Raw genomic sequence first — 21,661 nt, forward strand, 5'->3', positions numbered from 1 at the left:
GAATCATGGCTCGCGTTGCAGTAGTTACCGGCGGAACCCGCGGCATCGGCCGCGCCATTTGCGAAGCCCTGAAAGCCGATGGCTTTACCGTGGCTGCGAACTACGCCGGGAACGACGAAAAGGCTAAGGCCTTCTCCGAAGAAACCGGGATTCCCGTCTTCAAGTTCGACGTGAGCGACCATGCCGCGACTCTTGCCGGCTGCGAACAAATCGCCAGCGAGCTGGGCCCGATCGATGTCGTGGTCAACAATGCCGGCATTACCCGCGACGGCACACTGATGAAGATGAGCTACGAGGACTGGGACAATGTGATACGGACCAATCTCGGCGGCTGCTTCAACATGGCCAAGGCGACCTTCGCCGGAATGAAGGACCGCGGCTGGGGCCGGGTGGTGAACATCGGCTCGATCAATGGACAGGCAGGGCAATATGGCCAGGTCAACTATGCCGCCGCCAAGAGCGGCATTCACGGCTTCACCAAGGCTCTGGCGCAGGAAGGCGCGCGCTTCGGGATCACCGTGAACGCCATCGCGCCGGGCTATATCGATACCGACATGGTCGCCGCCGTGCCCGAGAACGTGCTGGAAAAGATCGTGGCCAAAATCCCCGTGGGCCGGCTTGGCCATGCTGAGGAAATCGCGCGAGGCGTGAGCTTCCTGGCTTCGGAAGACGGTGCCTTCATCACCGGCTCGACGCTGTCGATGAACGGTGGCCAGCACATGTATTGATGGCACTGGCTCGCCCAGGCTGATTCCACCGGCGATGGACGAACTCTATCACCCGCCCATCAAGCGTTCGGTCGAGATCGCCGGGCATAAGACGTCGATCAGCCTCGAGCCGCTATTCTGGAAACTGCTGCAGCGCGCCGCCTCGCGTGAGCGGCTGCCCCTAAACGCACTGGTAGCGCGGATCGACGCCGAACGAATCGACGCCGATCCCGCACCCGGCCTGGCCACGGCGTTGCGGCTGTGGCTCGTGGCCGATCTTGCGGGGCGTTTGGATCAGTAATTCGCGGGCGGGTCGCTCGCCGGAAAGCTCTGGTCGCTTTCCTCGTCCACCTCGGTCCACTTGCGCTTCGGCTTGTCCGCCATTGCCGAGGGGCCCGAACTGCGCACCTGCGCAAAGTTCGAATCATCCCCCTGACCCGCAGCAAAGGCCGCATGTTCGCGGCCCCGCAGCTTGTTAAAGTACCGATATCCAATTGCGCCTGCTGCAGCCAGCGCCGCCAGCCTTATCAATGCCATGAGACTTTCCTCCAATTGCCCCATCAACGCGTGGGAACGAGAAAAGTTCACCCTTGTTTGCCAATCTGTTCAACTGTCGCACCGACGTGACGAACGGCCTTGACCGCCCTTCGTCCCCCCTTCATCACTTGGCCATGACCGATCCAAAACCGATCCGCAAAGCCGTGTTCCCCGTAGCCGGGCTTGGCACTCGATTCCTTCCCGCCACCAAGGCGATCCCGAAGGAATTGCTACCCATCGTCGATCGACCGCTGATCCAGTATGCCGTCGACGAGGCCCGCGAGGCGGGAATCGAGCAGATGATCTTCGTCACCGGCCGCGGCAAGACCGCCATCGTCGAACACTTCGACAAGGCGTTCGAACTGGAAACCACGATGGAAGAGCGCGGCAAGGATATGTCGGTGCTCGAACCGACCCGCGCCACGCCGGGCGATATCATCACCGTGCGCCAGCAGGTGCCCTTGGGGTTGGGCCATGCCATCTGGTGCGCCCGCGCGATCGTGGGTGACGAACCCTTCGCGATCCTGCTGCCCGACGAGATGATGGTCGGCAAGCCGGGCTGCATGGCGCAGATGGTCGAGGCCTACAACGAAGTGGGCGGCAACCTCATTTCGGTGCTCGAAGTGCCGCACGAAGAAGTTTCGTCCTACGGTGTGATCGATCCGGGCGCGAGCAGCGGCGCGCTGACCGAGGTGAAGGGCCTGGTCGAAAAGCCGCCGGTGGCCGAAGCGCCGTCGAACAAGATCATTTCCGGTCGCTATATCCTCCAGCCCGAGGTGATGCGCACGCTGGAAACGCAGGGCAAGGGCGCGGGTGGTGAAATCCAGCTGACCGATGCGATGGCACGCATGATCGGCAGCCAGCCGTTCCACGCCGTGACCTTCGAAGGGCGGCGGTTCGATTGCGGCAGCAAGCTCGGCTTCGTCGAGGCGACGCTTGCCTTGGCACTGGAACGCGAAGACATGGGCGCCGATGTCCGCGCTATGGCGGAACGCCTGCTCGCCGAGTAGGCCTTCTTCAAGGCATCAGGTCCAAGCAAAAGGGCGGCAATCTCGCGATTGCCGCCCTTTTGCTTGGGGCTTGCGATTACACGCTAAGGATCATTCCGGCCCGCCGCGTGCGGCCAGCGGGCTGTCGTCGATGGCCAGTTCGGCGGTCATGTAGGGGATCGGGTTGACCGCTTCGCCGCTGACGCGGACTTCATAGTGGAGGTGGGGACCGGTCGAACGGCCAGTCGATCCAACATAGCCGATCAGGTCGCCCTTGTAGACGTTGTCGCCCGAGTTGACCACGTAGCTCGACAGGTGGGCATAACGGGTCTGCATTGCGCCACCGTGCTCGATCTGGACGTAGTTGCCATAGGAGCTGAAGCGCTGCGCCATGCCCACCAAGCCATCGGCGGTGGCATAGACCGGGGTGCCGGTCGGCGCGGCGAGGTCAACGCCCTTGTGGCCGCGACGCTGACGCAGGATCGGATGATTGCGCATTCCGTAACCGCTGGTCAGCACGGCACCTTCGAGCGGCATCCGCGAAGGAACGGAGATCGCGATGTTGGGGCCAGCCATGATGTCGCCGGACTGGGTCACCCGGCCGCCCGTTTCGAGCGTCTGCCAGTTGGCGAACAATTCGCTGAATTCGGTATCGACACCGCCCGAAGCGGTTGAGGCGCTGGCCGAAGCAGCAACGCCGACGGCGGTTTCGTTAGCAAGGGCCGGGGCTGCGGACAGGCCAGACAGCGCCACGAGTGCGATTGCAAGTTTCGAGAGCATACGATCCCTTCTGCTCTTTATTAGGGCCAGCCTTCCGGCCGAGCCCGCATGTTCCGGAAGCGACGATGTGTTCGCGCTTTTCCCGTCGGGAACCAGTAGAGCGTCGAAAGGTTAATCAGGCAATTGCCGTATAATATTCTCGCGGCAGACCGGCAGCTTGACGCGCCGAGTCGTTGAACGGCGGCTTAATACGTGCGCCGAATCGTTCCCGAACCAGCCTCTTCCAGTGATTCTCCGGCACAAAACCGGCCTTTCCGCACAGCCTTTCGAAATGGCTTGCGCCTGCCGCGACGTGTCGGATCTCGTCGTCAAGCACCCGCGAAAGGATCTTCGCCCCCCGCTCATCACCCTGCGCTCTCACGCGTTTCAGGGTTGCCGGGGTTACGTCGAGAGCGCGGGCTTCGAGCACCATCGGCACGATTGCAAGCCGCGCCAGCACATCGTCCGCCGTATCGCTGGCCGCCTGCCACAAGCCGCCATGGACCGGCAGGTCGCCATAACGCGCGCCCATCTGCGCGAGGTGCCGTTCGATGATCGCGAAGTGCATCGCCTCGTCCGCCGCCACGCGCAGAAAGTCGGCGATGAAGCGCTCGTCCTGCGCCGGGCCGAAGCGGCCCACCATATCGAGCGCGAGGTCGATGGCGACGAATTCGATATGTGCGAGCGAATGCCACAGGGCGATGCGGTTGCGCTCCGACCCACCGCGCCCGCGCTTGGGCATTTGCGACGGCGGCAGCACCTCCAGTCCCTCGGGCCATGCGGGATGATCGGGCATGGCCACCGAAAAACCGGTCGGCAGGCGACCCAGACGCCAGTCGCGCACCAGCTTGCGCGTCGCCATCACCTTGGCGCGCGCGTCGCCCGTGAGCAGCGCAGCACGGATCGCCTGCGACAGGTCGGCCTCGGCAGTAATGGTTAGAGTTCCTGCGCTGCAGCCAACACTTCGGCGGCGTGGCCCTTTACCTTCACCTTGCGCCAGACGCGGGCGATCTTGCCATCGGCATCGACCAGATAGGTGGTCCGCTCCATGCCCATATAGGTGCGGCCATACATGCTCTTCTCGACCCAGATGCCCAGCGCATCGGCAAGGCCATTGGTTTCCGGATCGGTGGCGAGCGGGGCTTTCAGGTCATGCTTGGCGATGAAGTTCTGGTGCTTCTTCGCCGAATCCTTGCTTATGCCGAGTAGCTTTGTGCCCGCCGCCGCGAAGTCTTCGGCCAGCGCGGAAAAGTCGATGTTTTCGGTGGTGCAGCCGGGGGTGTTGTCCTTGGGGTAGAAGAACAGCACCAGTTTCTCGCCCTTGAAGTCCGATACCTTCACCGAGCCACCTTCGGGCGTTTCGAGGGCAATGTCGGGGACGCTATCGCCGATATCGGGTCTGTCGCTCATCATTCGATCTCCAGTTTCTGGTCAAACACTTCGGCCCACTGCGCAGCGATGGCCTTACGCGAGGCCATGATCGCGCGGCGCAGCGCGGGCAAGTCGTCCGCCCCGCAAGCCTGCGCCAACACCGCGCTGGCGGGCGGTGTAGGTTCGTTGCTGCCCGGCGCGAGCAGCCGCGCTGCCACCAGCAGCCGGGTCAGCGCCAGGTGATGTTCGGCATAGCCTTGCGGCAAGTGCCCCGCAGCCACCAACTCGCCGATCGCGGTTTCCAGAGCGGGCACGAAGCCGAGCCCGTGGCGCAACTGCAGGTAGTGGATCAGGAACTCGCTATCCATCAGCCCGCCGCGCTGGAGCTTCACATCGAGATCGCCGCGTGGCGGCTTGTGGGTGGCGACATCGCTGCGCATCTTAAGCACGTCGGCGCGCAGTTTCTCCGGGTCGCGCGGGGCGAGCAGCACCTCGCTGATCGCCTGTTGCAAGTCGGCCTTCCCCTCGGCGCTGCCGAAAATCGGGCGCGCGCGGGAAAGCGCCATGTGCTCCCAGGTCCAGGCCTCGTTCGCCTGATAGCGGGCAAAGCTCTCGACACTCACCGCGAGCGGCCCCTGCTTGCCCTGCGGACGCAGTCTTGTGTCGATCTCGTAAAGCGCGCCCTCGGCAGTCGGCACCGACAACGCTGCGGTGACGCGGGTCGCCAGCCGGTTGAAATAGAGCGAGGTCGACAAGGGTCGCCCCCCGTCCGATTCCTCGCCGATCTCGCCCGAGAACAGATAGACCACATCGAGGTCGGAGGCGTGGGTCAGCGCCCCGCCGCCCAGCCGCCCGAGGCCGAGCACGATCAGCTCGCTGCCCGCGATCTTTCCATGGACCCGCTCAAACTCTTCGATAGCGGCCTCGGCCCCGGTGCGCACCGCGCCCTCTGCCACGCGGCACAGCCCCTCGGCGATCGCGAGCGGATCGTGGCGGCAATCGATCAGCTGGACCCCAAGCGCGAACCGCTCCTCGCCCACCACCTGCCGGATGCGCCCGAGCCGGGTTTCGTAATCGGGCTCCTCGCACTGGCGCATCGCCTCGGCGAGATCGTCGACGCTGCCGGGTAGATCAAGCGCGGTGGCGTCGATCAAAGCATCGAGCAGTTCTGGGCGCCGCGCCAGTTCGTCGGCGAGCGGCTGGGTCAGCGTCAGCACGCGCAGCACGGTGTCGAGCAGGCCCGGACGTTGTTCGAACAGGCGGAAGAGGTTGATCGCCGTGGGCAGCCGTTCAAGCAATGTCTCCCACCGCGCCAACGCACGCGCCGGGTCGGGCGCTTCGGCCAGAGCTTCGAGCAGGCGCGGGCGGATCACCGCGAAGGCCTGCTGTGCCCCGGCGCTGCGCATCACGCGCAGGCTGCCGGTCCAGTGCTCGACCCGCGCGTTGAAATCAGACCGGAACTTCTCGGGCACCGCGACGCCGCCGGATGCACCATCCTCGCCCTCGCCAAGCAACCCGTCGTAATGCTCGCCCACCCGCGCACAGATCGCGCGCAACTCATCGAGCAGCGCCGCGCCGCCGTCCATGCCATCGAGCCGCGCGACATTGTCGAGCGCCTCCGCACTGGCAGGCAATTCATGCGTCTGCCGGTCCTCGACCATTTGCAATCGGTGCTCGACCACGCGCAGCCGGTCGTAAGCCTGGCCCAGCTCCCGCGCCGTCGCCGGGGTGACGATCCCCTCGCCCGCCAGCGCATCGAGCGCCGCACGTGTACCGCGCAGCCGCAGCGAGGGCAGGCGACCGCCGTAGATGAGCTGGTGCGTCTGGGCGAAGAACTCGATCTCGCGAATGCCGCCGCGCCCGCGCTTCACGTCGAAACCGGGGCCGGGCTCGCGCGGGCCGGGATAGGCCTCGCGAATGCGCGCGGTGAGGCGGCGGATTTCCTCGATCGCGGTAAAGTCGAGGCTGCGCCGCCAGACGAACGGGCGCACCTCCTCAAGGAAGTGTTCGCCCGCCGCGATATCGCCTGCGGCAGCGCGGGCACGGATATAGGCCGCACGCTCCCACGCCAGCGCCGAGCTTTCGTAATGCGAAAGCGCGGTCGGAAAGGAGATCGCCAGCGGGCTGACCTCAGCCGCCGGGCGCAGCCGCAGGTCGACCCGCATCACATAGCCCTCGCCGGTGTGGGACGACAGCAGCTCGACCAGCTGGCGCGAATAGCGCTGCGCCGCCTCGCCCGGATCGTCGCGCTCGCGGCGTGGCAGGGTGGCCGGATCGTAAAGCAGGATCGGGTCGATGTCGGAGCTGTAGTTCAGCTCGCCCGCGCCCTGCTTGCCCAGCGCCAGCGCGGTGAACCCGGCGAACTCGGCCTCGGGGCAGCGCCGCGCCACCACCGCGTGCATCGCCCGGTCAAGCGCGCTATCGGCAAAGCCCGTCAGCTCGCTCAGCACCTTATCAAGCGGGAAGGCCCCCGCCAGATCGCCAATCGCCAGCACCAGCGCATGCGACAGCCGCTCGATCCGCAGCGCCGCGCCGATATCCTCGACGCCCTCGCCCGAGCGCCACGCTGCTACCAGCGCCTCTTCGCCGCGCCCTTCGGCCAACAGCTCGGCCAGCTCGGGCCGACGGCGCAGGGCGAGGGCGAGAAACGGCGCATGGGCCTGCGCGCGGGCGAGTGCGGATTGCCAGTCGGCGGTCATGCCTGCCTCCTGCCTTGTGCCGCGCGCGCGGGCAAGTGTTGCGCGCTTGCGATGGGGCCGCGCTCCTGCCAATGCTCGCGCGATGAGAAATTTCGGACGAAACCATATGCTCACCCGCACGCTCGCTCCGCTTTACGCTTTGGCGCTGTCCACCGTGGCCTCGGCGCAGGAGACCGCGCCGGTCCCGGTCGACACGCTCAAGGATGTCACGCGCGTTCTCGCGTCCGACGAATTCGAGGGCCGCGCCCCCGGCACGCCGGGTGAGGAAAAGACCATCGCTTATCTGGAGGAGCAGTTCGCCGCCGCCGGTCTTGAGCCGGGCAACAACGGCAGCTGGGTCCAGGAAGTGCCGCTGGTGGAAATCACCGCGCAGAACATCAACCCACTTACTATCGCGGGCACCAAGTATGCCTTCGGCGATCATTGGGTCGGTGTGACCTACCGCGAGCAGGACCACGTGGCGCTGGAGGATAGCGAGATCGTCTTCGTCGGATTCGGCATCAACGCGCCCGAGCGTGGCTGGAACGACTATGCGGGCGTAGACATGCACGGGAAGACCGCGCTGATCCTCGTCAACGATGCGGACTATGCCGCGGACACGCTGGAAGGCACGTTCAACGGCCGCGCGATGACTTACTATGGCCGCTGGACCTACAAGTTCGAGGAAGCGGCGCGGCAGGGCGCGGCAGGCGCGATCATCGTCCATGCCGACTTCCCCGCCGCCTATGGCTGGAACGTGGTCGAATCGAGCTGGTCCGGCCCGCAGGTTTATGCTGCCCGGAACGACGGCGGGATGAGCCAGACTCTGGTCAACGGCTGGGTCACGCACGATGTCGCCGAACAAGTCGCCGCAGCGGCAGGCATGGACCTTGCGCAGATGGAACAGGCCGCCAGCCACCCCGGTTTCCAAGCCGTCCCGCTTGGCATCAAGGCTAGCACCTCGTTCGACAACGCGATCCGCCGCTTCGCCTCCGCCAACGTGGTTGGCGTCCTGCCCGGCACCGAGCGGCCCGACGAATATGTGCTCCACACCGCACACTGGGACCACCTCGGCCGCTGCACCCCCGCGCCCGATGGCGACGACATCTGCAACGGTGCGGTCGACAACGCCACCGGCACTGCCGCACTGGTCGCCCTCGCAAAGATGCAATACGAGGCCGGCGCCCCCGCACGCTCGCTGGCTTTCGTGGCCGTAACCGCCGAGGAATCGGGCCTGCTAGGCTCGGAGTATTATGGTGCCAACCCGGTGTTCCCGCTCAGCCAGACCGTGGGCGGCGTGAACATGGATGCGCTCTACGTGCTCGGCCCGGCGCGAGACGTCGTCGCCATCGGCGGCGGCAAGAGCGAACTCGATGCGACGCTCGAACGCGCGGTGGAGGCGCAGGGCCGCACGATCACTGCCGATCCCAACCCGCAGGCCGGATACTACTACCGCTCGGACCACTTCAGCCTCGCCAAGCGCGGCGTGCCGATGCTCTATGTGAAGAGCGGCGAAGACCTGTTCGATGGTGGGTTCGAAGCGGGCGAAGAGGGCCATGCCGACTATACCGCCAACCGCTATCACGGCCCCAAGGACGAGTACGATCCGAACTGGGACTGGAGCGGCGTGGCGCAGGATGTCGGGCTTTATTATGCGATTGGCCGCGAGTTGGCCGAGAGCGCGGACTGGCCGAACTGGGTCGAGGGCGACGAATTCCGCGCTACCCGCGATGCCAGCTGCGCCGCCGGCAAGGGATGCTAAGCGAATGAGCCAGGCAATGCCGCCCGAATGGGCCGAGCAGGAGTGGATCTGGATCGGCTTTCCCGCCGCCGCCGACCTGTGGGAGGATGACCTCGCCCCCGCGCAGGCGCAGGTTGCCGCCTTCGCCAATGCCATCGCGGAAAGCGGCCAGCAGGTTCGCCTGGTGGTCCGTGATGAGGAAAGCGAAGCGGCGGCGCGCGCCTCGGCGCATCCTGCGGTGGTCTTCGAGCGTCACCCCTATGGCGACATCTGGATTCGCGACACCGGCCCGCTGATCGTCCGGACCGATGCGGGCGAGCGGCTGGCACAGGGCTTCGGCTTCAACGGCTGGGGCGAGAAGTATCTGCTCGATGGCGATCAGGAGACCGGCGCGTCGCTCGCCGAGACGGGCGGCTTTGCCTATCGCAAGGCCGACTGGGTGCTGGAGGGCGGCTCGGTAGATCCCGATGGCACCGGCCTTGTTGTGACCACCGAACAGTGCCTGCTCAACCCCAACCGCAACCCCGACCTGTCGCGCGACAAAATCGCGGAGCACCTCGCCGAGGAATTGGGCTTCGAGCGCATCCTGTGGCTCGGCGACGGCTTGTTGGGCGACCACACCGACGGCCATGTCGACAACCTCGCGCGGTTCGTCGCGCCGGGGGAGATCGCCATTCCCGTCGCCACCAGCAACGACGATCCGAATGCCGCCGTGTATGACGATGCGGCGCGACGGGCCGCTGACTTCGGCCTCACCGTCCACCGCGTTCCCTCTGCCGGGCTTTACGGCGAGGAGGATGCCGAACCGGCGAGCTACATGAACTTCGTCGTGGCCAACAAGGTGGTAGTGGTGCCGATCTACGGCTGCGCCAACGATGCGGCGGCGGTCGAGGCGATTGGAAAGCTGTTTCCCGGGCGCAAGACGGTGGGCCTGAGGGCCGACGCGGTGCTGACCGGTGGCGGCTCGTTCCACTGTTGCAGCCAGCACGTGCCTGTCGCTTAGGCGGGCGCTTTAACACTTTGTTTACCGGATAGCGCGCATACTCTCCGGCATGAGTGCTTCCGTCACCCGTGTCCGCGAGATCGTCGCCAACCCGGCCGAAGTGCTGCGCTTTGCGGTGGTGACAGCCTGCGCTCTCGCGCTGATTGCCGCCGGGCAGGCCCTGCCCTTCTAACGCGCGCTTTTCTAAAGCAGCTTCAGAAGTGCCGCTACGGCGGCCGCAGCCAGCACCACGCCCACGACAATCCGCCATAGCTTGTCGCTGACCTTGCCGAACGCAAGGCTGCCCAGCCAGTTACCGAACACGACGAGCGGGAGCAGCGCTAGGCCCAGCAGCACGATCCGCCATTCGAGCACTCCCAGCGTCGCGCCCGAGGCCACACCTGTCATGGCGGCAACGCCGAACACGCCCACCATCGATGCCTTGGCCGTGCGGCGCGGGATATCGCGCCCGACGTAATAGGGCACCACCGGCGGACCGGGCATAGCGGCAAAACCTGTCAGGACGCCGGCCACCACGCCGGTCATGCCCGTAGTCAGATGCCCCGGTTGCGCAGCCCCCCGACGTGGCAGAAGCACGGCGAAGAAGGCCGATAGCGCGACCAGCGCAATCAGCAACCGCGCAAGCGCGGGCGGCGTTGCATCGAGCAGCATCAGCCCGGGCAGGGTCGTAAGCAGCACCAAGACGCTGATGGTGAGGGCAGACCGTTCCGCTTCGCGCAGGACATAGCGGATCTCGCTCAAGGCAAGCAGCCCGGCCATGATGTTGAGCGCCAGCACCGCCTCCACCGGAGTGAGCGCCAGCGCAAGGATCGGCACCAGCAGAATGCCGAAGCCGAAGCCGGTCAGCCCGCGAATGAAAGCCGCGCCCAGCGTCGCCGCCACCGCCACGACAATCTGCAACGCGCTGAAACCGACGATCAGATCGGTGCTCATGCTAGCTCACAAGATAAGCGCGCACGGCGCTCTCACTGCCGATCAATCGAGGTCAGGCGGTGTGGCCGCACCCGCGATCAAGGCCACGGCCTCGTCGAGCGTCAGCACTTGCTGGTCCTTCTCGCCGAGGATGCGCAGGGCCACCTTACCTTCTTCCGCCTCGCGCATACCGAGCACGAGAAGATAGGGCACTTTGGCCAGCGAGTGCTCGCGCACCTTGTAGTTGATCTTCTCGTTGCGGTAGTCACTCTCGCAGCGGATGCCCGCGGCCCTCAGCTTTTCCATCACCGTTTCGCCATAGGGATCGGCGTCGGAAACGATGGTGGCCACCACCGCCTGCACCGGCGCAAGCCAGGTGGGCAAGCGGCCCGCAAAGTGCTCGATCAGGATGCCGATGAAGCGTTCGTAGCTGCCGAAAATCGCGCGGTGGAGCATCACCGGACGATGCCGCCCGCCGTCCTCACCGATATAGCTCGCATCGAGCCGCTCGGGCAGCACGCGGTCGGACTGGATCGTGCCGACCTGCCAGGTGCGGCCAATCGCGTCGGTCAGGTGCCATTCGAGCTTGGGCGCATAGAACGCGCCTTCGCCCGGCAGCTCTTCCCAGCCATAGTCGTCGTTATCCATGCCCGCCGCCGCGACCGCATCGCGCAGCTCCTGCTCGGCCTTGTCCCACATTGCGTCGGAGCCGAACCGTTTTTCGGGGCGCAGCGCCAGCTTCACGTGATAGGTGAAGCCGAAGTCGCGATAGACGCGGTCGGCCAGCTCGCAGAACTGGCGCACTTCTTCCACCACCTGATTCTCGGTGCAGAAAATATGCGCATCGTCCTGCGTGAACTGGCGCACCCGCATCAGCCCGTGGAGCGCGCCGTGCGGCTCGTTGCGGTGGCAGCAGCCCATTTCGCCCAGCCGGATCGGCAGGTCGCGGTATGAGGTAATGCCCTGCTTGAACACCAGCACGTGCGCCGGGCAGTTCATCGGCTTCAAGGCCATCCATTCAGCGGCATCGCTGACAATCGGGCCTTCGTCCTCGGTGTTGGGCACCTCGTCGGGGATCACGAACATGTTTTCGCGATACTTGCCCCAGTGGCCCGACTGCTCCCACTGGCGCGCGTCCATCACCTGCGGGGTCTTGATCTCGCGGTAGCCGCCGCCGTCCATCTTGCGACGCATATAGGCTTCCAGCTCGCGCCAGATGCGATAGCCCTTGGGGTGCCAGAACACCGAGCCGTGCGCCTCCTCCTGCAAGTGAAACAGGTCCATCTCGCGGCCCAGCTTGCGGTGGTCGCGTTTGGCAGCCTCTTCCAGACGGGTGAGGTGCGCGTTCAATTGCTTCTTCGTCAGCCAGCCGGTGCCATAGATGCGCGTGAGCTGCGCGTTCTTCTGGTCGCCGCGCCAATAGGCCCCGGCAACACGCATCAGCTTGAAGGCATCAGGATCGAGCTTGCCGGTGCTGGGCAAGTGCGGGCCGCGGCACATGTCGAGCCAGTCCTCGCCGCTCTTGTAGACGGTCAGCTCCTCGCCCTCGGGCAGTTCGCTGGCCCATTCGGCCTTGAAGGTCTCGCCATCGGCCTGCCACTTGTCGATCAGCTGCTGGCGGCTCCAGACTTCGCGCGTGAGCGGCTTGTTGGCGCGGATGATCTCGCGCATCTTTTCCTCAATGGCCGGAAGATCGTCCATCGAGAACGGGGCGCGGCTGTCGGGCGCTTTCACGTCGTAATAAAAGCCATCGTCGGTGGCGGGGCCAAAGGTGATCTGGGTGCCCGGCCACAGCGCCTGCACCGCCTCAGCCAGCACGTGCGCATAGTCGTGCCGCGCCAGCTCAAGCGCCTCTTCCTCGTCGCGGCTGGTGACCAGCGCCAGCTCGGCGTCGCCCTCGAACGGGCGGGTGAGGTCGCGCAGCTCGCCATTCACGCGCGCGGCCAGCGCCGCCTTGGCCAGCCCCGGCCCGATGTCCGCCGCCACATCGGCGGGAGTCGAGCCCGGCGCCATCTCGCGAACGGAACCATCGGGAAGGGAAATCTTGAAGTGATTGCTCATGATACCAGATATCTGTCGATTGCCTGCGCGCGCCATGGCACAAGGCGCGGCGCGCTGAAAGGTCTTAGCGCGTAGCTGACGGCGCCAAAGGAGAGGACTGCCGAATGGAACTGGCCGAACAAGCTTGCGACTTTCACGAAGTCAACGGGCGCAGGATCGCTTTTCGTCACGTCGCTGGCACTGGCCCGACCATCGTTTTCCTTCCAGGTTACATGTCCGATATGGACGGCTCCAAGGCCACAGCCATCTATGACTGGGCTGCCAGCGAAGGCCGCGCCTGCCTGCTGCTCGACTATTCCGGCTGCGGCCGCAGCGAAGGCACTTTCGGCGAAGGCACGTTGACCCGCTGGAAAGACGAGGTGCTCGCGCTGATCGAGGCGCAGGTGGAAGGGCCGGTGCTGCTGGTCGGCTCGTCAATGGGCGGCTGGCTGATGCTGCTGATCGGCATGGCGCTGGGTGAGCGGCTGCATGCGATGATCGGCATTGCCGCCGCGCCCGATTTCACCTCCTGGGGCTATGACCGGGAACAGAAGGCCGCGCTGGCCGCTGGTCAGACGGTGTTCGAAGATAATCCCTACGGCCCCATGCCCACCCCCACCCATCCCGGCTTCTGGCAGGATGCCCAGCTACAGCGGATGCTGATCCGCGAGGTTCCGCTCACCTGCCCGGTGCGCCTGCTGCACGGGCAGGAGGATGACGAAGTGCCGTCCGATATTTCCGTGCTGCTGATGCGGGCTCTGGCCTCGGACGACGTGCAGGGCGTGCTGGTGAAAGGCGGCGACCATCGTCTGTCGCGCCCGCAGGATATCGCCCTGCTGCAACGCACGTTGGAGAGCCTGTTATGACCGCTTTTTCCGTTCTCGACCTCGTCACCGTGCGCGAGGGCAGCGACGTTTCCGAAGCCCTTGCCGATGCCGCCGAGCTTGCGCAGACCGCCGAGGCGAATGGCTACAAGCGTTTCTGGGTGGCAGAACACCACGGCTCGCCCGGGATTGCAGGGGGCGCCACTTCGGTGGTTCTTTCCCATATAGGCCATGCCACCCGCACCATTCGTGTAGGCTCGGGCGGGGTGATGCTGCCAAACCACAACCCTTTCGTGATCGCCGAGCAGTTCGGCACGCTCGACGCGCTGTTTCCGGGGCGGGTCGACCTCGGGCTGGGCCGTGCGCCCGGCGCCGGGCAGGTGCTCGGCCAGGCGCTGCGCAAGGATTTGCATCGCGCGGCGGAATATTTCCCGCAGGACGTGGTCGAACTGCGCGCACTGCTGACCGGCGATCTCGACCTGCCGATCAAGGCCACCCCCGGCCTCGGCGCGAAGGTGGAGATGTGGATGCTGGGGTCGAGCCTGTTCGGCGCGCAGCTCGCCGCTCAACTGGGTATGCCCTATGCCTTCGCCAGCCACTTCGCGCCCGCGCACCTCGATGCCGCGCTGGAGGCCTATCGCGCCCAGTTCCGCCCCTCCGAATATCTCGACAAACCGCATGTCATGGCCGCCATGACGATGATCGCGGCTGAGACCGATCACGAGGCCGAAACTCTCGCCAGCAGCCACGAACAGGCCTTCGTGCGCCTGCGCAGCGGCGATCCGGGCCGGCTGCCGCCGCCGATACCCGAATATCGCGCCACCCTGCCGATGCAGGCCCAAGCGATGCTCGAAAGCCTCTCGACCGCCGCCGCCGTGGGCTCGCCGCGCACCGTGGCCGAGAAGATCGAGCGGTTCATCGCCCGCACGCGTGCCGACGAGATCATCTTTTCGGGCGCGACATACGATCCGGCCGCCCGCCGCCACTCGCTCGAACTGGCGATGGAGCACGTCGCCGCCTGACCCAAGGCCCAATGCTGCGCTTCGGCGCAAGGAGACTACCCCACATGGCCAAAACCACATCCTCCAGCACCAATGACCTGAGCGAGCAGGAGCGCGGCTTTGCCGAAGTTCTGAAGCGCCGTATCACCGGCAGCTTCCTGCCCGGCGAGGCAGGCCTCGAAGGCGAGGCGCTTGATGAGGCGGCGGCCTTTGTGCTCGCCACTGCCCGCCAGCGCGAAGACGGCAAGCCCGCAATCCGCATGAGCAGCGAGGCAAGTGCGCGCCGCTTCCTGCGCATTGCGGTGGTCAACAAGGACGTGCCCTTCCTCGTAGACTCAATCGCCGCCGCCATGTCCGCTCGGAACATGCCGATCGATCTGCTGATTCACCCGATCCTGCCCGTCCGCCGTGAGGCCGGGGCCCTGGTCGACGTGCCCGAGGGCACAGGCACCGGCGAGAAGCGCGAATCGTGGATTTATATCGAGACCGCACGGGTCGATGCCCGCGACCGCAAGGCACTCGAAGAGGCGCTCGAAACCGCGATCCTCGACGTGCGCGCCGCCGTGGCCGACTGGCCCGTCATGCAGGCGCGCATCATGCAGGATGCCGACCTCGTGGCCGATGGCGAGGGCGCGGCGCTGCTGCGCTGGCTGGGCGACGGGATGATGACCCAGCTCGGTCACCTCGTACGCCAGCGTGACGGCGGGATTGAGAATGCTCTCGGCATTTTCCGGCGCCCCGGCGACCCGGTCGTGGCCGATGATACCTTCGCCCGCGCCTTTGCCTGGTTCGACGGCAAGAACGGCGCTCCGGGCCGCGCCCCGCTGGTGATCAAGGCCAATCACCTTTCGCGCGTCCACCGCACTGTACCGCTCGACCTGTTCATTGTGCCGATTTACGAGGATGGCCGGGTGGCCGCCCTGTCGGTCCATGCCGGGCTGTGGACCAGCGCCGCGCTGTCCTCGCCGCCCGAGAAGGTTCCCGTCCTGCGCCGCCAGTTCGCCACGCTGATGGAGCGGCTGGATTTCTCCCCGCAGAGCCACGACTACAAGGGGCTCGTCCACGCGCTGACCGTGCTGCCGCACGATCTCGTGATCAGCTTTGCCGATGACGACCTCGTCCGCGTGGTCGCCGCCATGATCGCGCTGGGCGAGCGCCCGCGCCCGCGAGCCACGCTGGTTACCGCGCCGCTTGGCCGCCACCTGTTCGCCTTCGTCTGGCTTCCGCGAGACCTGCTCTCGACCTCGGTCCGGCAAGAGATTCAGAATCTGGTCGAAAGCGAGACCGGCGCCCGCACGCTCGACTGGAGCCTGATGGTGGAAGGCGGCAATCTCGCCCTGCTGCGCTATGTGCTCGACTTCCGCGGGCAGGAGCAGGAGCCCGATGCCGAAGCGCTCGACCGCGCGGTGCAGACCTTGCTGCGCGGATGGCTCGACGCGGTGGAAGATGCGCTGAGCGAGACCGACCAGCAGGCCCATGCCGCCTCGCTCGCCATGCGCTACGCCAATGCCCTGCCGACCGCCTATCGCACGCGCTACGGCCCGGCCGAGGCAGCGCAGGACATTATCCGTCTGCGCGCGCTCGACGAAGAGGGCGCGCCCGAACGCGGGGTCCGGCTCTATTGCGCCGATGAGGGCTGCACCGAGCCGCTGCGGCTCAAGATCTATCAGCACGCCGGCTCCATGCCGCTGTCTGACGCGGTGCCCGCGCTGGAGAACTTCGGCTTCCGCGTGTTGTCCGAAGTGCCCACCGAACTGGCGGTCGACGATGGCGGGACGATCCACGACTTCGGTCTCGCCGTACAGCCGGGTGTCGATCCGACAAGCCTGCTCGAGCGCGCCTCTGTTATCGAGGAAGCGATCGGCCATGTCATCAATGGCGGGGCCGAGAACGACGTGTTCAACCGGCTCGTCATCAGCGCAGGGCTCGACGCGCGCGACACCGAATGGCTGCGCGCTTTTTACCGCTATCTGCGGCAGGCCAACATCGCCTTCACGATCCACACCGTGGTCGAGGCGCTGGCTGGCGCGCCCGCCGTCACGCGCGGGCTGATCGACCTGTTTACGGCCCGCCACGATCCCGCCAACAAGGGCAAGCGCGATGCGGCCAGTGAGAAGGCCGAGGACGCCATTCGCGCTGGGCTCGCCGAAGTCTCGGCAATCAACGATGATCGCCTGCTGCGCCTGTACTGGAACGCCATCAAGGCGATCCTGCGCACCAACGTGTTCGCTCCGGCGGGGAACGAGGCGCTGGCGTTCAAGTTCGATTCCTCGCTTGTGCCCGGCCTGCCCAAGCCTGTGCCATGGCGCGAGATCTTCGTCTATTCGCGCCGGGTGGAGGGCATTCACCTGCGCGCCGGGCCGGTGGCGCGCGGGGGCCTGAGGTGGTCGGACCGGCGCGATGACTTCCGCACCGAGGTGCTCGGCCTGATGAAGGCGCAGAAGACCAAGAACGCGGTGATCGTGCCGACGGGCGCGAAGGGCGGGTTCTATCCCAAGCAGCTTCCCAACCCGGCGCAGGACCGCGATGCCTGGTTTGCCGAGGGGAAGGAAAGCTACAAGCTGTTCATCCGCACCCTGCTGTCGCTCACCGACAATATCGTCGAAGGCAAGGTCGTGCATCCTGCTGGCGTGGTGATCCACGATGGCGAAGACCCCTATTTCGTGGTCGCCGCCGACAAGGGCACGGCGACCTTCTCCGACACCGCCAATGCCATCGCGATCGAGCACGACTTCTGGCTCGGCGACGCTTTCGCCAGCGGCGGCTCGAACGGTTATGACCACAAGGCCATGGGCATCACCGCGCGCGGCGCCTGGGTCTCGGTCCAGCGCCATTTCCGCGAAATGGGCGTGGATGTGCAGGAAGAACCGGTGCGCGTGGTCGGCGTGGGCGACATGTCGGGCGACGTGTTCGGCAACGGGATGCTGCTGTCGAAGGCGATCAAGCTGGTGGCCGCCTTCGACCACCGCCACATCTTCATCGACCCCGATCCCGATCCGGCCAAAAGCTGGAACGAGCGCAAGCGCCTGTTCGAGCTACCCCGTTCGAGCTGGGCGGACTACAACGAAGAGCTGATCAGCAAGGGCGGCGGCGTGTTCCCGCGCACCTTGAAACGGATCGAGCTATCGCCCGAAGCGCGCGAGGCGCTGGGCATTGCCGACGAGGAGCTCGATCCCGAAAGCCTGATGAGCGCGATCCTCAAGTCACCCAACGACCTGCTGTGGTTCGGCGGCATCGGCACCTATGTGAAGGCGGCTGACGAGAGCAATGCCGAGGTTGGCGATCCGGCCAACGACGGCCTGCGCGTGAATGCGGCGGACTTGCGCGTGAAGGTGATCGGCGAAGGAGCCAATCTCGGCATCACCCAGGCAGGGCGCATCGCCTTTGGCCTCAAGGACGGACGCATCAACACCGACTTTATCGACAATTCGGCAGGCGTCGATTGTTCGGACAACGAGGTGAATATCAAGATCGCGCTGAGCGCGGCGCTCAAGGCGGGCGACCTCACCGAGGAGGAGCGCAACGCGCTGCTCAAGGACATGACCGAGGATGTCGCCGAGCTGGTGCTGGAGGATAACCGGCTGCAGGCCCTCGCCCTGTCGATTGCCGAAAGCGGCGGCGCGCGTTCGATGGCCGCGCATGTGCGGCTGATCGAGATTCTCGGCGACATCGGCGTGCTTGACCGCGTGACCGAAGGGCTCGCCAGCGACGAGGAACTGGCCCGGCGCGGCAGCGATGGCCACGGGCTCACCCGGCCCGAACTGGCCGTGCTTCTCTCGAGCACGAAGATGGCGCTGCAGGATGCCGTCGAACAATCGCCGCTCGCCCAGGACGACGACGCCGATGCGCTGGTGCTGGCGGACTTCCCCCGGCTGTTGCAGGAGAAATTCCCGCAACAATTGCTTGATCACCAGTTGCGGCGCGAAATCGTCGGCACGGTGGTGGCCAACCGGATGGTCAACCGCATGGGCCTGATCCATCCGTTCGAACTGTCCGAAGAGGAAGGCGTCGGCCTGTCCATCGTCGGCAGCGCCTTCGTAGCAGCTGCAGCCATGTTCGACATGGAAGCGCTGTGGGACGAAATCGACGCCACGGCCATGCCCGAAGCCGCACGGCTCGGCCTGTTCGAACAGGCCGCGAGCGGTCTGCGCGCCCATATCGCCGACGTGATCCGGGCCGCCAACGGGGCGCCCAACCCGGCCGACCTGCGCGCCCGCCTCGGCGATCTGGTGAGCCAGCTGGCCGAACATGCCGATACCCTGATCGGCGAGGAAGCCTCGGCCCATGTCAACGCGATTGCCGCCGACCTCGAGGCGCTTGACGCTCCGCCTGCGCTGGCGCGCAAGGTCGCGCGGCTGTTCGCGCTCGACGGGGCCATCGGCATTGCCAGCCTTGCCAATTCGTCGGGCATCGATCCGCTCGGCCTTGTCCGCGCCTTCACGCTCACGGGCGCATCGCTCGGGATCGACTGGGCTCAGGGCGAAGCCTCGGTGATGAGCCCCGCCGATCCGTGGGAGCGGCTGCTGGTGGCCGGCCTCGCGCGCGACTTCCAGCAGATCCGTCGCGACTTCCTCGGCCGCCTCTCCGCGATCACACCGGGCTTTGCCGAAGACCCCGAAGGCGCGGTACGACAGTGGGCCGAGCAGAACGAGGACCAGATCGGCCAGTTCCGTCAGACCATCGCGCGCGCGCAAGCGGTTCAGCCGGTCCGTCCGGCGGTGCTGGCGCAAGTCGCAGGCCAGGCGCGCAACCTGCTGCTTGATCAGGACAGGCCCCCGCCCGTCGCAAAGTCTTGACGCTGAGCCTGCAATCCGGGCAACACGCCGCCATGACAAGCTATGACGTGATCATCGTGGGGGGCGGCCATGGCGGCGCTCAGGCCGCCATCGCCTTGCGGCAACAGGGCTTCACCGGCTCGATCGCCATGATCGGGCGCGATCCGCTCCCGCCCTACGAGCGGCCACCGCTCTCGAAGGAATACCTTTCGGGCGACAAGCCGTTCGAAAGGCTGCTGATCCGGCCCGAGGCCTTCTGGGCCGAAAAGGATGTCACGCTGCACCTCGGCAAGGCCGTCACGCGGATCGATCCCGAGGCGCATCAGGTCACGCTATCGGGCGGCGATACCATGGGCTATGGCCACCTGATCTGGTCGGCCGGCGGCAATGCGCGCAGGCTATCGTGCAGCGGCGGCAATCTCGAAGGCGTCCACGCCGTGCGCGACAAGGCCGATGTCGATACGCTCATGGCGGAGCTGGGCGCCGGCAAGCGCCGGATCGTCGTGATCGGCGGCGGCTATATCGGGCTTGAGGCTGCTGCCGTGCTGCGCAAGCTGGGCTGCGAGGTCGTGCTGATCGAGGCGCTCGACCGCGTCCTTTCGCGCGTGGCGGGCGAGGAGCTTTCACGCTTCTACGAGAACGAACACCGCGCGCAGGGCGTCGACCTGCGGATCGGCGTCGGGGTCGAATGCCTGCAGGGCGACGGCACCCGCGTGACCGGCGTCGAGCTGACCGACGGCGAAGTGGTCCCTTGCGATGCGGTGGTAGTCGGGATCGGGATCGTGCCCGCAGTCGGCCCGCTGATCGATGCCGGAGCCGCCGGGGCGAACGGCGTGGATGTCGACGAATTCTGCCACACCAGCTTGCCTGACATCTATGCCATCGGCGACTGTGCTGCCCATGCCAACGCCTATGCCGGCGGCGCGGTGATCCGGCTCGAAAGCGTGCAGAACGCCAACGACATGGCAACGACCGCCGCCCGCTCGATCTGCGGCGCGCCGGTGCCCTACGAGGCCTTCCCGTGGTTCTGGTCGAACCAGTACGACCTCAGGTTGCAGACCGCCGGGATCAGCCAGGGACACGACGCCACCGTGCTACGCGGCGATCCGGCGGAGCGGAGTTTCTCGGTGGTCTACCTGAAGGATGGCCGCATCCTCGCCATCGACGCTGTCAACCGCACCAAGGACTATGTGCAGGGCCGCAAGCTGATCGAGGCGCGCACGCAGGTCGATGCCGCCGAGGTGGCCGACGTCGAGCGGCCGCTTAAGGAACTGATGTAAGCTTTCCGAGCGCCCAGCGCGCGGCTTCGGATACCACGGGATCGGGATCTTCGGTTAGCACACGCACCGGCTCAATCAGATCAGCATTGCCGCTGTTCCCGGCGGCGATCAGGCAGTTACGCACGAAGCGGTTGCGACCGATCCGCTTGATCGGCGAGCCGGAGAATTTTGCGCGAAAAGCGGCATCGTCGAGGGCCAATAACTCGGCCACAATTGGTTCAATCAGCTCCTCGCGTGCGGCGAAGGCCTTGTGCCGCGCTGCCGTCTCGGCAAACTTGTTCCACGGGCACACGGCGAGGCAATCGTCGCAGCCATAGATGCGGTTGCCGATAGCTTCGCGAAACTCTTCGGGAATCGGCCCCGCATATTCGATCGTCAGATAGGAAATGCAGCGCCGCGCATCGAGCTTGTAGGGTGACGGGAAGGCATCGGTCGGGCAGGCATCCTGACAGGCGCGGCACGATCCGCAGTGGTCGGTCTGCGGCTCGTCGGGCGCGAATTCCGCCGTGGTGTAGATCGCGCCGAGGAACAGCCATGAGCCATGCTCGCGGCTGACGAGGTTGGTGTGCTTGCCCTGCCAGCCCAGCCCTGCCACCTGTCCGAGCGGTTTCTCCATCACCGGCGCGGTATCGACGAAGACCTTGAGTTCGGTCTCCGGCGCCTGCTCCACCAACCAGCGCGCCAGCGCCTTCAGCGCCTTCTTCACGACATCGTGATAGTCGCGCCCATGGGCATAGACCGAAATGCGCGCCTTCTCCGGGTCGCCCTCCAGCGCCAGCGGATCGACTTCCGGCGCATAGCTCATCCCCAGCGCGATCACGCTTTTGGCCACCGGCCACATCGACTGCGGCCCCTGCCGCACATCGGCGCGGTCGGCCATCCACTGCATCTCGCCGTGGTAACCGGCCTCGATCCACTCGTGCAGCCTTTCCGCGCGCACCGGGTCATCCTCGGCAGGCGCAAAGCCGATGGCGGCAAAGCCCAGCTCGCGCGCCTTTTCGCGCAGGCGCTCCTGCAACGTGGTCTCGGCGAGATTAAGCATGG

The 21,661-nt window shown here is 66.0% G+C and carries 18 protein-coding genes; 10 read left to right on the forward strand and 8 right to left on the reverse strand.

The features are described 5' to 3' along the window. The first annotated feature begins 5 nt into the window (after positions 1-5). Both phbB and ABDJ38_RS13185 read left to right on the forward strand, forming a co-directional pair. A complete protein-coding gene (phbB, locus tag ABDJ38_RS13180; RefSeq protein ID WP_346785581.1) occupies positions 6-728 on the forward strand; it encodes an acetoacetyl-CoA reductase in 723 nt (240 codons plus the stop codon). A gap of 34 nt (positions 729-762) precedes the next feature. After that, the gene (locus tag ABDJ38_RS13185; protein ID WP_346785582.1) at positions 763-1,008 is read left to right on the forward strand and encodes a ribbon-helix-helix domain-containing protein; all 246 of its coding nucleotides are present in this window, start codon (positions 763-765) and stop codon (positions 1,006-1,008) included. Here the strand turns inward: ABDJ38_RS13185 and ABDJ38_RS13190 are convergent. Then, positions 1,002-1,244, reverse strand: a complete 243-nt coding sequence (locus ABDJ38_RS13190) for a hypothetical protein (RefSeq protein WP_346785583.1) — start codon at positions 1,242-1,244, stop codon at positions 1,002-1,004. The two genes, ABDJ38_RS13185 and ABDJ38_RS13190, sit on opposite strands and share 7 nt — an antisense overlap. 134 nt (positions 1,245-1,378) lie before the next feature. Between ABDJ38_RS13190 and galU the strand changes: the two genes are divergently transcribed. Further along, on the forward strand, positions 1,379-2,254 hold the full coding sequence (gene galU, locus ABDJ38_RS13195) for a UTP--glucose-1-phosphate uridylyltransferase GalU (protein ID WP_346785584.1): 876 nt from the start codon (positions 1,379-1,381) through the stop codon (positions 2,252-2,254). Positions 2,255-2,344: 90 nt separating this feature from the next. Here galU and ABDJ38_RS13200 read toward each other — a convergent pair whose 3' ends face one another. From ABDJ38_RS13200 to glnE, 4 genes are all read right to left on the reverse strand, one after another. Then, the gene (locus ABDJ38_RS13200) at positions 2,345-3,013 is read right to left on the reverse strand and encodes a M23 family metallopeptidase (RefSeq protein WP_346785585.1); all 669 of its coding nucleotides are present in this window, start codon (positions 3,011-3,013) and stop codon (positions 2,345-2,347) included. Positions 3,014-3,128: 115 nt separating this feature from the next. Further along, entirely contained in the window at positions 3,129-3,926 is a 798-nt protein-coding gene (locus ABDJ38_RS13205; RefSeq protein WP_346785691.1) for a ferritin-like domain-containing protein, read from the reverse strand. A 2-nt stretch (positions 3,927-3,928) separates the two neighbouring features. Beyond that, positions 3,929-4,402 carry a peroxiredoxin gene (locus tag ABDJ38_RS13210; RefSeq protein ID WP_346785586.1) on the reverse strand — a complete coding sequence of 158 codons (474 nt, stop codon included), beginning with the start codon at positions 4,400-4,402 and terminating at the stop codon, positions 3,929-3,931. Continuing rightward, the gene (gene glnE / locus ABDJ38_RS13215) at positions 4,402-7,062 is read right to left on the reverse strand and encodes a bifunctional [glutamate--ammonia ligase]-adenylyl-L-tyrosine phosphorylase/[glutamate--ammonia-ligase] adenylyltransferase (protein ID WP_346785587.1); all 2,661 of its coding nucleotides are present in this window, start codon (positions 7,060-7,062) and stop codon (positions 4,402-4,404) included. Before glnE ends, ABDJ38_RS13210 begins: the two co-directional genes overlap by 1 nt. A gap of 106 nt (positions 7,063-7,168) precedes the next feature. On the opposite strand from glnE, the gene ABDJ38_RS13220 reads away from it, so the two are divergent. Genes ABDJ38_RS13220 through ABDJ38_RS13230 form a run of 3 tightly spaced genes read left to right on the forward strand, consistent with a single transcriptional unit; the run spans position 7,169 to position 9,957 of the window. After that, positions 7,169-8,803 (forward strand): M28 family metallopeptidase, encoded by a 1,635-nt coding sequence (locus ABDJ38_RS13220; RefSeq protein ID WP_346785588.1) that lies wholly within the window; start codon positions 7,169-7,171, stop codon positions 8,801-8,803. 4 nt (positions 8,804-8,807) lie between these two features. Further along, the gene (locus tag ABDJ38_RS13225; protein ID WP_346785589.1) at positions 8,808-9,785 is read left to right on the forward strand and encodes an agmatine deiminase family protein; all 978 of its coding nucleotides are present in this window, start codon (positions 8,808-8,810) and stop codon (positions 9,783-9,785) included. A gap of 49 nt (positions 9,786-9,834) precedes the next feature. Then, the gene (locus ABDJ38_RS13230) at positions 9,835-9,957 is read left to right on the forward strand and encodes a hypothetical protein (protein WP_346785590.1); all 123 of its coding nucleotides are present in this window, start codon (positions 9,835-9,837) and stop codon (positions 9,955-9,957) included. A gap of 11 nt (positions 9,958-9,968) precedes the next feature. On the opposite strand, the gene ABDJ38_RS13235 is transcribed toward ABDJ38_RS13230, so the two are convergent. Both ABDJ38_RS13235 and thrS read right to left on the reverse strand, forming a co-directional pair. Beyond that, a complete protein-coding gene (locus ABDJ38_RS13235; RefSeq protein ID WP_346785591.1) occupies positions 9,969-10,718 on the reverse strand; it encodes a TSUP family transporter in 750 nt (249 codons plus the stop codon). Positions 10,719-10,760: 42 nt separating this feature from the next. Further along, entirely contained in the window at positions 10,761-12,758 is a 1,998-nt protein-coding gene (thrS, locus tag ABDJ38_RS13240; RefSeq protein ID WP_346785592.1) for a threonine--tRNA ligase, read from the reverse strand. A gap of 104 nt (positions 12,759-12,862) precedes the next feature. On the opposite strand from thrS, the gene ABDJ38_RS13245 reads away from it, so the two are divergent. The 4 genes from ABDJ38_RS13245 to ABDJ38_RS13260 are packed head-to-tail and all read left to right on the forward strand — an operon-like array spanning position 12,863 to position 20,617. Continuing rightward, on the forward strand, positions 12,863-13,603 hold the full coding sequence (locus ABDJ38_RS13245; RefSeq protein WP_346785593.1) for an alpha/beta fold hydrolase: 741 nt from the start codon (positions 12,863-12,865) through the stop codon (positions 13,601-13,603). After that, positions 13,600-14,583 carry an LLM class flavin-dependent oxidoreductase gene (locus ABDJ38_RS13250; RefSeq protein ID WP_346785594.1) on the forward strand — a complete coding sequence of 328 codons (984 nt, stop codon included), beginning with the start codon at positions 13,600-13,602 and terminating at the stop codon, positions 14,581-14,583. Before ABDJ38_RS13245 ends, ABDJ38_RS13250 begins: the two co-directional genes overlap by 4 nt. A 44-nt stretch (positions 14,584-14,627) precedes the next feature. Continuing rightward, a complete protein-coding gene (locus ABDJ38_RS13255; RefSeq protein WP_346785595.1) occupies positions 14,628-19,358 on the forward strand; it encodes an NAD-glutamate dehydrogenase in 4,731 nt (1,576 codons plus the stop codon). Between the two features lie 32 nt (positions 19,359-19,390). Then, positions 19,391-20,617 carry an NAD(P)/FAD-dependent oxidoreductase gene (locus ABDJ38_RS13260; RefSeq protein ID WP_346785596.1) on the forward strand — a complete coding sequence of 409 codons (1,227 nt, stop codon included), beginning with the start codon at positions 19,391-19,393 and terminating at the stop codon, positions 20,615-20,617. Here the strand turns inward: ABDJ38_RS13260 and queG are convergent. Further along, positions 20,601-21,659, reverse strand: a complete 1,059-nt coding sequence (gene queG / locus ABDJ38_RS13265) for a tRNA epoxyqueuosine(34) reductase QueG (RefSeq protein ID WP_346785692.1) — start codon at positions 21,657-21,659, stop codon at positions 20,601-20,603. The two genes, ABDJ38_RS13260 and queG, sit on opposite strands and share 17 nt — an antisense overlap. Positions 21,660-21,661 lie beyond the last annotated feature (2 nt).

The organism is Aurantiacibacter flavus (assembly GCF_039710615.1).
Classification (GTDB): Bacteria; Pseudomonadota; Alphaproteobacteria; order Sphingomonadales; family Sphingomonadaceae; genus Alteraurantiacibacter; species Alteraurantiacibacter flavus.